Source organism: Cupriavidus sp. P-10, assembly GCF_003402535.2.
Lineage (GTDB): Bacteria > Pseudomonadota > Gammaproteobacteria > Burkholderiales > Burkholderiaceae > Cupriavidus.
Genome location: NZ_AP025171.1, coordinates 1,356,567 through 1,371,317, shown reverse-complemented (window position 1 = coordinate 1,371,317; position 14,751 = coordinate 1,356,567). Strand labels below are relative to the sequence as shown.

At 58.3% G+C, this 14,751-nt stretch carries 12 protein-coding genes; all 12 read right to left on the bottom strand.

Annotated elements, in window-relative coordinates; translation table 11 throughout:
• Nucleotides 1-379: 379 nt before the first annotated feature.
• On the bottom strand, nucleotides 380-2,221 hold the full coding sequence (locus CTP10_RS23305) for a hypothetical protein (protein ID WP_199414766.1): 1,842 nt from the start codon (nucleotides 2,219-2,221) through the stop codon (nucleotides 380-382).
• A 120-nt stretch (nucleotides 2,222-2,341) separates the two neighbouring features.
• Nucleotides 2,342-3,070: a transcriptional regulator NanR gene (locus CTP10_RS23300; RefSeq protein WP_116323967.1), complete on the bottom strand. Its 729-nt coding sequence runs from the start codon at nucleotides 3,068-3,070 to the stop codon at nucleotides 2,342-2,344.
• 99 nt (nucleotides 3,071-3,169) lie between these two features.
• Nucleotides 3,170-3,742, bottom strand: a complete 573-nt coding sequence (locus CTP10_RS23295; protein WP_116323966.1) for a Sua5/YciO/YrdC/YwlC family protein — start codon at nucleotides 3,740-3,742, stop codon at nucleotides 3,170-3,172.
• A gap of 145 nt (nucleotides 3,743-3,887) precedes the next feature.
• Nucleotides 3,888-4,913, bottom strand: coding sequence for a TRAP transporter substrate-binding protein (locus tag CTP10_RS23290; protein ID WP_116323965.1), 1,026 nt, complete (start codon nucleotides 4,911-4,913; stop codon nucleotides 3,888-3,890).
• A 21-nt stretch (nucleotides 4,914-4,934) separates the two neighbouring features.
• On the bottom strand, nucleotides 4,935-6,821 hold the full coding sequence (locus CTP10_RS23285) for a TRAP transporter large permease (protein WP_116323964.1): 1,887 nt from the start codon (nucleotides 6,819-6,821) through the stop codon (nucleotides 4,935-4,937).
• A 201-nt stretch (nucleotides 6,822-7,022) separates the two neighbouring features.
• The gene (locus CTP10_RS23280; RefSeq protein WP_116323963.1) at nucleotides 7,023-8,411 is read right to left on the bottom strand and encodes a four-carbon acid sugar kinase family protein; all 1,389 of its coding nucleotides are present in this window, start codon (nucleotides 8,409-8,411) and stop codon (nucleotides 7,023-7,025) included.
• Entirely contained in the window at nucleotides 8,408-9,724 is a 1,317-nt protein-coding gene (locus tag CTP10_RS23275; RefSeq protein WP_116323962.1) for a ribulose-bisphosphate carboxylase large subunit family protein, read from the bottom strand. The genes CTP10_RS23280 and CTP10_RS23275 overlap by 4 nt, the downstream gene beginning before the upstream one ends.
• A 4-nt stretch (nucleotides 9,725-9,728) precedes the next feature.
• Nucleotides 9,729-10,598: an alpha/beta fold hydrolase gene (locus tag CTP10_RS23270; RefSeq protein ID WP_233528494.1), complete on the bottom strand. Its 870-nt coding sequence runs from the start codon at nucleotides 10,596-10,598 to the stop codon at nucleotides 9,729-9,731.
• Nucleotides 10,595-11,377 carry an SDR family NAD(P)-dependent oxidoreductase gene (locus CTP10_RS23265; protein WP_116323961.1) on the bottom strand — a complete coding sequence of 261 codons (783 nt, stop codon included), beginning with the start codon at nucleotides 11,375-11,377 and terminating at the stop codon, nucleotides 10,595-10,597. Before CTP10_RS23265 ends, CTP10_RS23270 begins: the two co-directional genes overlap by 4 nt.
• A 372-nt stretch (nucleotides 11,378-11,749) precedes the next feature.
• A complete protein-coding gene (locus CTP10_RS23260) occupies nucleotides 11,750-12,646 on the bottom strand; it encodes a LysR substrate-binding domain-containing protein (RefSeq protein WP_116323960.1) in 897 nt (298 codons plus the stop codon).
• A gap of 172 nt (nucleotides 12,647-12,818) precedes the next feature.
• Nucleotides 12,819-13,463 carry a 3-oxo-tetronate 4-phosphate decarboxylase gene (gene otnC / locus CTP10_RS23255; protein ID WP_116323959.1) on the bottom strand — a complete coding sequence of 215 codons (645 nt, stop codon included), beginning with the start codon at nucleotides 13,461-13,463 and terminating at the stop codon, nucleotides 12,819-12,821.
• Entirely contained in the window at nucleotides 13,454-14,713 is a 1,260-nt protein-coding gene (gene otnK, locus CTP10_RS23250; RefSeq protein WP_116323958.1) for a 3-oxo-tetronate kinase, read from the bottom strand. Before otnK ends, otnC begins: the two co-directional genes overlap by 10 nt.
• Between the last annotated feature and the right edge of the window lie 38 nt (nucleotides 14,714-14,751).

The window sequence follows — 14,751 nt, the reverse complement described above, 5'->3', positions numbered from 1 at the left end:
GCCGGATGTGTGGTGTCTGCCGCCGAAGCGCTAGAGGAAAAATGGAAGGAGCACTTCGAGATTACCGGGGCGGATTGGCTTATTCCTTACATAGAATTATTGGCCCAGGGCATCCCGTTTTCAAAAGCTGACATCTTGCTTGCCTTCGAAAGGATTCACGGCCGGCCTCCTACCAGCTACGAATCAAGAGTCTGGTAGCACCGGCTTGCGAACGTCCGCTTTTGAGAGTTGCAACTGACCGCTTCGGGTCGAACTGAGACAAATACCAGACGACCTACCGACAAAGCGTGCGACCGATTTGAAAGACGGGCGTCGATCGAACCTATGGTGCCCACTCGCGACGACTGCGACCCCAAGGGATCAGTGCAATTCACGCGGGTCACTTCGGTTGGAAATAGATGATGTCTTCATACTGGATAGGGCCGCGCGCGAGGCCGAGTCGCATCGCCGGTGTGCTTTTGTCAGCACCCACGTGGATGTAATTATGGAAGGCGCGGAAGATGCCGAGTATCTTGCCGATCTGCTTGGGGTTGTACGGAGCATAGCCGTTCCAGACGCGGCCCGCGTTGCCTTGCGAGTGGATGCCTCGCTCCAGCAGGGTCAGGCGTCGGCGGATCTGCATGAAGAGGTTGTCGACCCCGCGCAGGCTCGCCTTGTTGTAGAGCCACGCCTGATGGTCTAGGTCATAGTCGCCCAAGTCGGTCAGGTACGCGATCGCCTTTTCGGGTTCACTCATATCAGGGAACGGGTGCATCAGCCAGCGGTCGTTCCATTTGCCGATGGAGGTCATCGCGGCCAACCGCTGCTTGATCATGGCCAGTACGGCCTCGCTTTGCGTCAAGGCGGAGTTGGCTTCCATGAACTCGGCCAACGCCTCCTTGGCCTCGTTCTTCAGCCGCCGCTTCTGGTCGACCGTCATCTCCTTGGCAATGCTGACATAGAACGCGTCCACACGACGCTTGACTTTGATGTCGCTGGCGAAGGCGGCCAGGCAGGCGGCCCGCACGCCCGAATCCTGGTCGAGGAAGAACCACAGCTTCTCGACGCTGGCGGTCAGCCCCTTGAGATACAGGAAGTGACCATATAGTGTGTACTCCGAGTGAATCTGCATGCCCTGATCAGGCAGCTTCTCAGTGTCGACCGGTCCATCCCCCGCCTCAATATCGTCCCGATCCAGGGCCTTGGCGTAGGTCCGAGCGACCTTGTCCTTGAGCGAGGCCGCCGGGGACGACTTGGTGGGCTTCCGCACGGAGTTGATGTAATCGTGGCTTAGCCATTCTCGTGCGTGCTTACGGTATGGTGGCGGTACTTGGAAGTCCCCGGCCGCTAGGGCGTCCTGCTCGATTTCGTCTAACACCAATGACGGGTCGAAATTGAGATGCAGACCGAAGCAATATGCCGTCTCGTTATCCACGCTCGACACCGCCGAGATGACGGTATTGCGGCGATCATCGCGCCGTGCCCAATTCACCACGTAGTCCTGCCGATCCACGCCAAGATACAGGCGGCGGACCGCTAAGGTGGGCAGTTTGGCCTCCCGATCCGCCAGGAACTTCAGGCACTGGTTATGCAGGAAGTCTATCTTCCCATAGAGGGCATTGGGCCCGATCTCAGCCACTTCGCAAATGCGTCGCAACGGCACCTTGTTGACCAGCAGCTTGAAGATGAGTTTGTTCTTGTGGCTGTCCCGTTGGCGGTGGGTCGTGGACTTGGGCGTCGAGAACGTCTTGCCGCAGGCCTTGCACTTCCAACGCGGGGAGCCAATCGCGGAGGTGCCAAATGCCGAGTAGTAGGCTTTGCCCAGGGATACGCCAAGCCCATGATTGGCGCAGGACGTGATGGGGCAGCTAGGGGCGGCGCGCTCGCGGACATGTTCTGCCTGCATTCGCCCGAGTTCTTCGAGAATGCCAAGATTGCTCTTGACCGGAAACGAAATGGAGCATGCCTTGCAGACCAGGTGCGGGTAATGCTTGCCCGCGCCCGCGAGCCGATAGCGGCTCGCGGGACTCTTGGAGAACTTGGCGACATCTGCATCCTCGGCGACGCCGAAGTTGACGCATGTCGGGGTCTTGCAGAAGTTGATCTGGATGCCGCCGGCCTCGGCGGGGATGCGGGGTGCGGAAGCCGCCTCCGTCAAGGCGCCTTGGGCCACAATGGCCGCGTCAACATCGGATTCGGGTTCCCGCGTGGCGTCAAGCGCTGGGGAAGATTTTTTGATCAAGTATCTGTCAGAAAGAACGGGGATGTTGCTGCTAGATTAGTCAAAGCGCCCCAAATTTCAACAGATTAATGAAACGGCTCGCCCGAAAGGCGCCTTCCCTTACTGAAGATGCAGCGTTAGTTAGCTGACCATGACGCCACTACCTTCAATACTCTTGTATAGCGCGTTCGCACGCGTCAAATGGTTTTCCATGGCCTTAGCTGCAGCTTCTCCGTCTCGCTTGGCGACTGCATCTACGACCTTCTGGTGTTCTTCCAGGGTCAGCTCTTCTGCCCCGGGGGCGCGAACGATTCCGCGATAGTATTCGCGCGCCCATTGAAAAAGCGCTTCCACGATAGCGGGAAAGATAGGGTTTCCGGTCGTCCGCGCCAGTTCACGATGGAAGGCCATGTCGCGGGTAAGAAATTCTTCTGGATCATCCTTTGCGGCTCGCTGCTCTTCGAGTCTTTTCCTCAGTAGCTCGATGTCGGAGTCCGTCGCATTCGCCGCGGCAAGGCGCGCCATCCCGGCCTCGAGAAAGAGCCGGGCACCCTTAAGATGTTCGAGTGAATGGGGACTGGAGCGAAGTAAGTGCTGTGCGCCGGCGCCTATCTGCTTCATGAGATGATCAGCAGTTGGAATGACTACTCGTGCACGTTCTCCGTGCACAATCTCAATGATCCCGGCCCGTTCAAGTGACTGAAGTGCTTCCCGTATTGCCGGCCGTCCGACCCCATAGTGCTCCATCAGATCCCGCTCAGCGGGCAATTGTTCACCGGGCGCGATCTCGCCACTGCGGATCCGCTCACTTAGTCGCTCTAGAACGTCTTCGTAGAGTCTGCGACGCTGGATCGGTTCAGGACTAACCATTGCAAAGGCCCCACTTCATGTCATTACACCAGTAGATGACATGATAGCAGTTCCAGTCCTGTAGCTATCGTGGCACCCGCCTCAAGGACCTCGCACCAGTCAGTTGCGGACAACCTTGCCGGTAAGCGCGTCCAAGATCGGAGTGGGTCGCGCGAAGCCGCCCAATTCCCCATTCACGATCGCTCCCAACCGATCGCCGAAATACTCGCGAACTCCTTTGACAGAGGTCGCAGGAGCCGCCCCGTGCGGATTGGCGCTCGTGGATACGATAGGCCTTCCGAACACACGGCAAATCTCCGCCGCAACGGGATGAGCCGTCACGCGCAGTCCAATGCCCGCATGCCGCCCCACCAGCCAGGCTGGCACGTTGGAGGATGCTGGAAAGATCCAGGTAGTGGGGCCCGGCCACTGCGCGCAGATGGATTCGACTCGACTAGGTGCAATCTTGTTGAAGTCAATATATGGGGCCACCTGATCAAAGGTGGAAGCAATCAGCAGAAAGCCTTGTTCAGGGTTGCGATTCTTCAGTGCGAAAACGTCGAGCACTGGAGCTAAGGCCAGAGGATTGCACCCCAGGCCAAAGACCGACTCTGTCGGATAGGCGATGACCCGCCCTTCTCGCAGCGCCTCACATGCCAGTTCAATCTCATCATTCAATAGGTTCGCGTCCATTTGATCCCAGCCTGCTGGACGGCATGCTGTCAGGCAACGCGCCGTCCCTAAAAAAACATGACCGGAACCATCGAAGATGGGTCCGGCCAAAATCCAACCATGGAGAATTAAGAAAACGTCTAATGAAGCGTGTTACGCGCCTGCATCAAGTCAGCTTGCCGGCAGTGGCTTCCACCAGTGCCCACAATTCCTCGCCGTACTTGGCGCGCCACTCCTTGTAGAAGCCAGCCTTCTTCAGCGCATCCTGGAAGGGTGCCGTATCCACTTTGTTGAACACCACGCCCTTGGCCGCAATCTGTTCCTGGAAGGTCGATGTCAGCTTGAGCATGTCTTCGCGCTCACCCAGCGCGGCTGCGTTAAGGTTGTTGGCGAGAATAGTCTTGAGGTCCTGGGGGAGCCGTTCCCAGGCCTTGCGATTCGCCACGCAGAAGAATCCGTCCCACATATGGCCGGTCATCGAGCAGTACTTCTGCACCTCGTAGAGTTTGGCCGTGTAGATGTTGGCCATCGAATTTTCTTGACCGTCCACGAGCTTGGTCTGCAGTGCAGAATAGACCTCGTTGAAGTTGATGCTGGCAGGCGCCGCACCAAATGCCTTGAACATCGAGGTCCACAACGCGCCCACCGGCACCCGAATCTTGAGGTTCTTCAGGTCGTCCGGAGTCTTGATCGGTTTGGTACTCGTGGTTACGTTGCGAAATCCGTTATCCCACATCTTGTCGAAGGGTATGATCCCGGCCTTCGAGATCTGGCCTCGCACATACTTGCCCAGGTCACCATCCATCGCACGCCATACGGCAGGATAGTCGGGGAACAGGAAGCCCAGCCCATACACCGATGCAGACGGGATCAGAGTTGACAGCACATTGATCCCGGAGTTCAGGAACAGTTCGAGGCCGCCGGTGCGGAGCTGCGCCAGCATATCGGTGTCGCCGCCCAACTGATTGTTAGGGAACACCCTCACCTCGAGCCGCCCCCCTGACTCCTTGAGAATCTTCTCGGCAGCTTCCTTGGCACGCGCAGTAATCGGATGGCTCTCTGCCAAGTTGAAGCCAAACTTAAACGTGTATTGCGGTGCGGCACTCGCAAGCCGTGGCAGCGCAACAGATGCCGCAGCGGCGCCCAACCCGATCGCAAAATTTCGACGGCTAATTTTCACTTTTGCCTCCATTGACTGTTTCTATTCACTTGATTACAGCAATCCGATGGACAACCACGGGAACACGGCGACCAAGATGAGACCCACTACCATTGCAATGATGTACCCAATGATCGGCCGCATACCCTTGTCAGGATTCACCTTGGCAATCGCACAGGCAGCGTAGTACCCCACACCGAACGGCGGCGCGAACAGGCCAATGCCCATTGCGAGCACGACCACCATGGAGTAATGCACTTCGTTGATCCCAACGGCGCGCGCTACAGGGAACAGGAGCGGCCCGAAGAGCACGATTGCGGGAATTCCTTCCAGCACACTACCCAGGATGATGAAGGCCAGGATTGACACGGCAAGAAACACCGCGCTGCCGCCGGGAAGGCCGCTCATCGCCTGCGCCAGCGCAGTCGAAAAGCCGGACTGAGTCAGCGCCCAAGCCATGCCGGTTGCAGTACCGATGATCAGCAAAATCGCGCCTGAAAGCGATGCTGTCTCAATGAGCATCGGGCCAATACGCTTCCAATCGAATTGACGGTAAAACAAGATTCCGACAACAACCGAATACACAATGCCAATGGTCGAAACCTCCGTCGCGGTCGCGACGCCTTCCACCACCGCTGCACGAATCACGAATGGCAGTGCGATCGCTGGGGCGGCCACGCCAAAGGCCTTGAGGCTTGCACGGCGTGCCCCCGGTCCCGCCGCCGTGCGGGGCGCAACCACCTCGTGACGGTTCCGCCAGTACACGACCCCGCAAAGCATCACCCCGAGAACTAGGGCCGGGATCATGCCGCCGGTAAACAGCGCCGCGATGGAGACCCCGGTCACCGAGCCGATCGTCAGCAGAACAATACTCGGGGGAATGGTTTCGGTCTGTGCACCGGTGGCAGCGAGCAGCGCAACGAGGTCACCCTCTTTTGCACCGCGTTGCTTCATTTCCGGCAACAGCACCGGGGCGATTGCTGCCATGTCTGCCGCCTTCGATCCCGAAATGCCCGATACCAGGTACATAGCACCGACCAACACATAATGAAGGCCTCCGCGAACGTGGCTCAACAGGCTGGCAAGGAAGCCCACCATTGCGCGAGCCATGCCGTTCATTTCGATGAGCTGGCCGAGGAAGACGAACAGCGGGATGGCCAAAAGAATCAAATGGCTCACACCTTCATCAATTCGACCGACGATCACTTCCGTGGGAGTCTGAGTTGTAAGGCTAAGGTAGCCCAGCGTGGCGGCTGCAAACGAAAACGCGATCGGCACGCCGGAGAACACACACGCGCCGACAACACCGACGAAAAAGATCAGCAAATTCACATTGCCAAGTTGTCCGAACGCCGGCTGCAGCAACCACATCCCCCCCGCTGCCAGCACCGAGGCCGCAACGGCAAGCATTGTCTGCCTGGCTGCGCCGTGGCGAATCAAACGGATAAAGCAGAACACTGCCATCAGGAAAAATCCGGCAGCAATGGCCGAGGCACGCCACGTGTTCTGGATGTCAAGTGCTGGTGTGCGGATAAACGCCTCCTCCTCAACATAGTGGAGGATCGATGGTGAAATCAACACCATGAACAGCAACGACGTCGTGAGTGCGAATGCTTCAAGGAAACTCCGGGTCTTTGGGGATGCCCGGCTAACCATTGCGGTCATGCGCATGTGCTCGCCGCGCTGAAATGCGACGGCTGACCCGATCATCGCTAACCACAGAAACAGGATCGACGCCACCTCATCGGCCCAGACCAGCGGTTGGTGCAGCGCGTATCGCGACACAACACTTGCGAGCAGGACCAGTACTTCGGCTGCCACGAGGATGGCCGCCACCGTTTCAACCGCGAGTACAAGCGCTCGCTCTGCCGTTAGTAAACCCCGACAGCCGATGCCGCTGGAGAGTGCGGCGTCCGGCTTCGTCGTACGAACCGTTTCCATTGTCTGTCTCCTTTATGAATCTGTTCTGTCGTGACTCTGGTGCATTCGCCGATCTTTCGTCGAGCGCGTGTACGGTCACGCTGTGGGCAATATGTCGATCCGTCAGGACTTGCCCAGCCGTGCTGCGAAGGCCTTTCTCAACTGTTCGTCCGGGACACCGTGGTTGTCCTTCACTGTGTCCCGGAAATGCCTGGTGGGGATTTATCCCCCGATCCCGCGCCTACCCTCCTCAAAAAAGTTGAGATTGCCCATCTGACCACCTTTTAGTGCCACTTCCATGCCGTCGAGCGAGGGTGACTTGGAAATCAATCGACACAAAGGGGCCCCGGGGGCAAGTCGAGCGCAGACCATCAAGGCGTCGGCGCCGACCACCTGCATGATTTGACTCGATGTATCGCCCCCTGCGATCAGCAGACGTCGAAGCTCCACGCGATTCAAGATCTCGCGGGTCAGATGCCCGAGGCTGATGCCGAGCTGCCTGCCGCCCTCGTGTCTTGCTCGGGCGACGCTCGCGCCGTCGCGCTGCATGTATGCCAACATTTCCGCAATGCGCGGGTCGCTAGGTCCTTTTGCGGTATGAACCAACACACTCTTGCCGGACTTCAGCGAAGTGACCGCATGACCCACTGCATCTTCGACTTCGGCTTCCCACTTTCCATCGTCAACGAGATTCCGCGCGCTCACCGCAATCAGTTCGAAACCGCTCTCGCCAGCTCTCTCGATCTGGCGCGCCGTCAATTCCGAGCCGCTGCCTGAAATAGCCAGCACTTGGCTTACTGGCGCCGCCGCAGGCATGGCATGAGTAACGTTGGCTGACGCGTCCCAGGCACGAGTCAGCGCGAACTCGACTCCCGATGATCCCACCACAAAGGAAGGCCGCGAAGCATGTGCGCTCAATCGAACAAGCTGCTTTCCGACCGCGCTCATGTGGTCTTCATTCGCGCCATCGAAGAGCACTGCATCCTTCTGCGAATCCCAGAGGGAGTCGCAGAGCTCGTCCAGGCGCTCACCGGCTGACTCAAGTTCGCCATAGGTGCAACGCCCAAAGTCCATTGGCGACTGATTGGCGAGGTGGACAGCCAAGTCGGACTCACGCATGGGCGTGACCGGGTGGACGCTCATAATCGGATGCCGGTCAATGCGATAGACGTTACCGTCTGTCGCCGAGGCCGCAAACAAATTCCCGAACACGCAATAACGCCGCAACGCTGAGTTGGCACCAAGCACGGCAATCGGCCCGTCGGCGAAGTGACCAGAATCGCGGGCCAAGCGCATAGCGTGCCCAATATTGCCAATTTCTACCGAGCTATCGAACGTCGAGCAGACCTTGTAATGAACAATCGCCGGATCAAGATCTACAAGGCTGCGATACAGCCCAGGAAGATGCGCGTCCATCTCTTCTGGCGTCATACCGCGGCTGTCTCCGGCAACGCCCACGGCATCCAGACCGTCGAATCGGTCCACGAGTTCCTTCGATGGCTGGCGCAGAAACAGCACGCAACGCAGACCTGCCATTGCAAGCATCTCCAAGGCGTCCGTCGACCCAGTAAAGTCGTCGCCCAGGAATGCGAGCTTCAGATTGGATTTCATAGCTTGGATCCGAACTCTGCGATGGCGTTGCGCAATTCTGTGTGCTTCGCAGACGCCTCTGCCAGGCTCACGCCCGAGACCGCGGCTTCCCACGCTTGGCGCATGCTAGTGACACCTGCGGCGATCCCGTCCGGATGACCGATGACACCGCCGCCAGCCAAGTGCATCAGGTCGGTAGTCTTGAGATAGCCGTAGAGTTCCGTTGCGACCCCAGCCCACTGCCCGGACGAAAAGACCGGCATGGCTGGCGCAACCCCCGCAAACGGCGTGAGACAGGCACGGGCCGAAGCGATGACGGAATCGTCGGGCTCCCAGAACTTGCTCTTTAGCCCGTTCACGTGAACATGGTCGACCCCGGCCAGACGCCAAAGCTTCTGGAAGGCGCGGAAATCAAAGCCCAGTGACGGATGACGTGTGAGCGCTCCCCACCCATTGCGGTGGCCATGGATCGGAAGCTCGGAGTATTCCCGCAGATTCTGGATGGCGGACATGCCGGTCCAGTTGAGGCTCACCATGACACAAGTTCCGCCCGCCTCCACAACGATATCGTGGTTGCGCCGCATCTCATCGATGCCCCCGGTGATATTGAATGCGTACATCGGCATGCGACCCAGACGATCGGCATGCTTGAGCAGCACAGGCATAACCGCTTCCACGCGATTCTTGAATGGCGCATACGGCGGATTGGCGAGCAGCTCGTCATCCTTGATGAAGTCAATGTCCCCTGCGCACAGATCGTCTACCAGCGCTGCGGTTTGTTCGGGCGTCAGGCCCACGCTCGGCTTGATGATCGTGCCGATCATTGGTCGGTCGAAGACGCCTGCCAATTTACGGGTGCCCTCGATACTGAACTGCGGCCCGGGAAACGCAGCGGCGAATTCCGGAGGAACATCGAGGTCCAGCAGCTTGAGGCCCGTGACTTCGCCAAGTTCAAACAGATTGCCCGCAACGGTCGCGAGTAGGGTCGGAAGGTTCGGGCCAACGTTCGCGATCGGGAATGCTAACTCGACGATCGCTCGATAGTACTTGCCAGTATGGCCCCGGCGCTCCGCGTGCGCACTCCGTAATGTCGGCTCCGAGACTGGCTCGAGATCCTCGACACTGCAGACGCGGGCCCGGAACCGCTCTTGCAGCTCTGCCGTCTCTCCGGGCAGTTGCATAAACGTACCGCTGGATTGTTCACCAGCGATGACGACTGCGGCCTTGGCAGAAGGAACCCAGCTCTCGACAAGATAGCGGGCAAAGAATTCGGGACGCGTACTCGAGCGCTTCTGCTGCGGTACCGACTCACCGATAGCAATCAATTCAGACATCGCTTCAACTCCCGAGGAACGAGACCATCTCTTGAACTACGAAGTCCGGGCGCTCCTCTTGAACCCAGTGACCGCAATTAGCAATGACGCCGCCCTTCACATCGGTCGCCACACGCTGCAATGACGTGAAGCCTTCCTCGCCGCGACCGAATGCTTCACCGCCGCCGTAGGCCAACACAGGCATCTGTAGGCGGTTCTCCCGCAACCACGCCTCGTTGTCACGCACGGTTTGCGGAACAGCGCGGTAGTACCCGAGCCCCGTGCGGAGCGTGCCGATATCGCGGTACGTGCGGAGGTATTCCGCGATGTCTTCTTCGCTAATCGCGTCCTGGACGAACCCGAATTGCTTGAAGAAGTAGCGGTAGTAGATGTCTTCACGACCGGCAATCAGCGCTTCGGGCAAATCCATGACTTGATGAAAGGCGTGGTGCCAGCGTCGTCCGTTTTGGTTGTACGTCCCGCTACCATCGCCGGGAACAGCGGCATCCAGCATGACCAGCTTGCGAACCAGGCCCGGATTGAATGCTGCGAGGGCAAAGGCAGCAGGACCGCCCCAGTCATGTCCCGCCAGATAGATCTCTTTGAGACCCAGTACACCGGTCAATAGCTCCGCGACCTCGCCGGACACGCGCTTCATATCAAAGCCGTCTCGCGGTCGTGAAGAGTCGCCAAGCCCGCGAAGGTCCGGGGCTATTACCTTGAAGCGCTGCGAGAGCGCCGGAATGACTTTTCGCCACGAGTACCAGGTCTGCGGCCAGCCATGCAGCAGCACCAAGGCGGGGCCCTGTCCCGCGGTCACAAAGTGAACGCGGGAGTCGCCGACAGTGGCGCAGTGATGTTCCACTTGAAGGTTTTCCATTTGCGTGACGCTCATGCTTCCGTGCGCGGAAGCGGGTACATCAGACCTGCAGTACCGAATCCGCCATCAACGTTCAGGATGTGACCGTTGATATAGTTTGCGTCGCCACTGGCCAGAAATGCCGCGGCAGCAGCAATCTCTTCGACCTCGCCATATCGGTGCATGGGAACCAGATAGCGATAGGCTTCCCGCGTTCCACTTGCAGCGTGCATCGCGGTGGTTACATCCGACTCGATCGGGCCCGGCGCGATGCCATTGACGTTGATGCCGTGGGGAGACAGTTCAACGGCCATAATTTTGGTCAGCACTTCGAGACCGGCCTTCGATGCGCCATAGCCAGTGCGCCCCATCCCGCCACGCTGGCCGGACAGCGAGACGATATTGATGATCCGGCCACTGCCCTTCTTGAGCATCTGGCGTGCAGCGTACTGCCCACAAAGAAAGGCCCCCGTCAGATTGACCTTCAGCATCAGTTCGAAGTCGGCCAGCTTGTATTCAACATACGGGGCATTGATGCCCACGCCGGCGTTATTCACGAAAATGTCGACACCACCGAAATCAGCGGCAATTTGCTCGAACGCTGCTTGAACGCTGCCTTCGTTCGAGACGTCCAGAATCAGATACGAGGATTTTCCGCCATTCTTCTGAATTTCAGCAGCAGCCGCCGCAGCGCGTTCGGCCACAATATCGCTCACGATGACATGAGCCCCCTCGCTGGCAAATCGGTTTGCAATTGCCTGGCCGATACCCTGGCCCGAACCGGTTACCAATGCAATTTTTCCGTCCAAACGCATATCCGCTCCTCCAAATGTCGGTTATCTAACTGCGTGGAGGAAATATAAGTTCGGGCCGGGCTGGTGACAAATCAAATAAAATGGGCGCGCTGTCAGGTAAACTCACAACCAACGCTGTGAGACCCGCAAAGTACTGTAGATCAAGGGGTACGGGCGGTCTCAGGCGAGCCTTGCCAACGCCGGCAGAGGCCGGCTCGGGGTAAGTCCTAATATAGCTGAGCACCGCCGGGCCCGTTCTGCGTAGCAGATATCTCAAAAACAACCCGCCAGCGCCTCCGCTCGGGGTTGAAACGGCATAATTTAGATAATGTTTTGCGGTTGCTAGGACCTGCCGAGCCGCGGGGCCCAAAAATTTGACGCGAGTATGGAGTATTAAGTAGTCTGGGTGCCGGAAACATTGGTTCTGGCGAGTTCATTCGCAAGCCATTCCACCAGCATTTTCACGTCCGGTCGAGAAACAAGACGAGCCGCTGTCCACAGAACCAGCTTGCGTCCGCCAGGTGTGAATCCGAATGGCGCCACGAGCTTCCCCGACTCGAGATCGTTTTGCACCAGCATTTTCGGCACAACGGCTACGCCGAGCCCGCACACGGCAGCCTGAATAAGCAGATAAAAGTGATCGTAATGCTGCTTTGGCAGTAGCTGCGCCTCAAGCCCAATACTCGACACCCAGTCTTGCCACGCGTCCGGCCTGGTCTTTGTCGCCAGAAGATGTGCTTCACGAAGATCCGCATGGTCGCGAATGCCGGCTGACCTGGCATAGTCCGGCGCGCAGACCGGACCAATTTCTTCCAGCGCGACGTCTCTGATGTCGACATCAGGCGGCGGCGTAAAGGTGGAATTGCTTATCGCCACCGCGATACGATCCCGCAAAAAGTCAACATGCTCGTAGTTCATGTTGAACTGCAACTGAACTTCTGGATGGCTCTGATTGAAGTGCGAAATGCGCGGCAACAACCAAAACATCAGCACAGATGGAGAGCACGATATCGTTAGCGGGCCCTCTTTGAACTGATCGAGGCTCGCCTCGATCAGTCCGAAGGCTCGAGCGAGGTCCTCAGCCAACCGTCGACCGGCTGGCGTGGCCTCCGTTGAGTGCGGACCGCGGTTTAGAAGGGTGACCCCAAGATTCTCCTCGAGCAGCTTAATATGCCGGCTGACCGCACCGTGTGTGACACAAAGCTCGTCAGCCGCTGCGGACATGCTGCGCAGCCGAGATGTAGCCTCGAAGGCTCGTAATGCGTTCAAAGATAACCGGCGCGTCAGCATAGCGTGAGATCCCCGTTCGGCTCCCTCTTAGGGATCCATTCCAGTCGAACAATGGGCGCCAGTGTGCGAGAGGACAAACCGTCACGTCAATCCTTAGCTACCCGACCACGCGAGCCAGACGCCGATCGTCGGTATTCCTTGGTGCGCAGACACCGGGACCCGCTCTTTCGAGCTAACCGGGCGTACCGAACTTCTTCCGCAAGGCCGCGACCTGCTCGGTAGACAGTGAACGTATTGCCCTGCCCCGAAGCATCATGAAGAGCTTTGCCGTTTCCTCCAACTCTTCTGCCGCATCCATTGCTGCGGCTAGACTGCTTCCGGCCACTACCGGACCGTGGTGAGCCAGCAGCATGGCGTGATGCTTTCCGGCCCATGACCTGATGGCGTCGGCAAGCTTCGGATCACCTGGCGCATAGTATGGAACCAGAGGAAGAGAGCCGACCCGCATCACATAGTAAGCTGTCAAGGGGGGCAGAAGATCCTCCGGATCCAGCTCGGAATCCAGCGACAATGCAACTGAATGCGTGGAATGCAAATGCACAACAGCCCTTGCACCCTTTCGCTCTTGGTACATTGCCAGATGAAGCAGACTCTCCTTCGTGGGAGCATCGCCACTAATGTGGCGCCCGTCACGATCGAGCTTCGACAGCCGTGCTGGATCGAGGTTGCCAAGCGAGGCGCCCGTCGGTGTGAGCAGCCATCCATCTTCGACTGACACGCTGATATTGCCGGTACTTCCGTGCGTCAATCCCCGATCGAAGATTGACTTGGCAATCTGCACGATCTCGTCACGGATCTGTGATTCGCTCACGGACATTGCCTCATTGCCTCCTCGAAGAAACCGACGGTACCGAAATTTCCGGATTTCAGCGCCAGCGCAATCGGGGTCCCATCGATCGACTGTGTCCATGGAACGCCTGGAGCGATAGACTCGCCAATGCGCAATCCCTTCACATCCAGCGCCTTGACAACAGCTCCCGACGTTTCTCCGCCGGCAACGATGAATTTGTTGAATCCGCGTTCGTGAAGCCTTACTGCGATCGTTGACAGCGTCCTCTCTACGAGCAGGCCGGCCCCCTCGACACCGAGTTGATGCTGGACCTGTCCGACTTCTTCGGGCATGGCGCTGGCATAGACCAGAACAGGCTCCTCATGCTGCATCACCCAGTCTACGGTCTGAGACACCAGGTCTTCGCCTTGATGGATGGCCAAAGGATCGATCTTGAACCCGGCGTGCTCTTGCAACCAGCGTTCGACCTGAGCATTTGTCGCCACCGAGCAACTGCCCGACAGCAATACCATGCGACCTGACGTGGCTTGAAGCGTGGCGGCATCAGTCGAGGCGCTTAGCATCCCTGCGCGCCTGAAGTTTTCACCCAGTCCAATCGCGAGACCCGAGCCACCGGTCAGCAGAGGAAACTCTGCCACCGCCGCGTCAATCCGGTACAGATCATCGTTCTCGATGGCATCCACAATGGCAATTTGCTGACCGCCTTGTTTACACCGATCGAACTCTGCGCGAATCGCCTCGCTTCCTCTGATCACGACACGTCGATCGACGAGTCCGACGTTTTTTCTGGTTTGCGGTGCGAGAACGCGAAGCAGATTCGAGTCCGTCATCGGCGTCAGGGGATGATTCCGCATGCCAGACTCGCTAAGCAGGACATCTCCGACGAAGAGATAGCCGTTATAGACGGTGCGGCCATTCTCCGGAAACGCCGGACACGCGATCGTGAAGTTCGTGCCGAGCTCCTCCATCATGGCGTCGATCACCGGACCGATGTTTCCTGTCGGGGTCGAGTCGAATGTCGAGCAGTACTTGAAGTAGAACTGCTTGCAACCGATCTGCTTTAGCCATCGTAGAGCATCGATGGACTCGCGTACTGCGTCCTCGACGGGTAGCGTTCGTGTTTTCAGTGCCACGACAATCGCATCAGCATCCACGACCGTTCCTTCCGGAACGCCGATCGTCTGTACTGTTCTCATGCCGCCCTTCACCAGCATGCTGGCCAGATCGGTGCCGCCGGTAAAGTCGTCTGCAACGCAGCCCAGAAGTGGCTTTGACATGTTGCGCTCCTTCCGTTTCAGTGGTTGTAAGTTATCAA

Coding starts and splice junctions, on each gene's coding strand:
- CTP10_RS23300 (WP_116323967.1), bottom strand. CDS start 3,070: ATGGTTAGTCCTGAACCGATCCAGCGTCGCAGACTCTACGAAGACGTT.
- CTP10_RS23295 (WP_116323966.1), bottom strand. CDS start 3,742: ATGGACGCGAACCTATTGAATGATGAGATTGAACTGGCATGTGAGGCG.
- CTP10_RS23290 (WP_116323965.1), bottom strand. CDS start 4,913: ATGGAGGCAAAAGTGAAAATTAGCCGTCGAAATTTTGCGATCGGGTTG.
- CTP10_RS23285 (WP_116323964.1), bottom strand. CDS start 6,821: ATGGAAACGGTTCGTACGACGAAGCCGGACGCCGCACTCTCCAGCGGC.
- CTP10_RS23280 (WP_116323963.1), bottom strand. CDS start 8,411: ATGAAATCCAATCTGAAGCTCGCATTCCTGGGCGACGACTTTACTGGG.
- CTP10_RS23275 (WP_116323962.1), bottom strand. CDS start 9,724: ATGTCTGAATTGATTGCTATCGGTGAGTCGGTACCGCAGCAGAAGCGC.
- CTP10_RS23270 (WP_233528494.1), bottom strand. CDS start 10,598: ATGAGCGTCACGCAAATGGAAAACCTTCAAGTGGAACATCACTGCGCC.
- CTP10_RS23265 (WP_116323961.1), bottom strand. CDS start 11,377: ATGCGTTTGGACGGAAAAATTGCATTGGTAACCGGTTCGGGCCAGGGT.
- CTP10_RS23260 (WP_116323960.1), bottom strand. CDS start 12,646: ATGCTGACGCGCCGGTTATCTTTGAACGCATTACGAGCCTTCGAGGCT.
- otnC (WP_116323959.1), bottom strand. CDS start 13,463: ATGTCCGTGAGCGAATCACAGATCCGTGACGAGATCGTGCAGATTGCC.
- otnK (WP_116323958.1), bottom strand. CDS start 14,713: ATGTCAAAGCCACTTCTGGGCTGCGTTGCAGACGACTTTACCGGCGGC.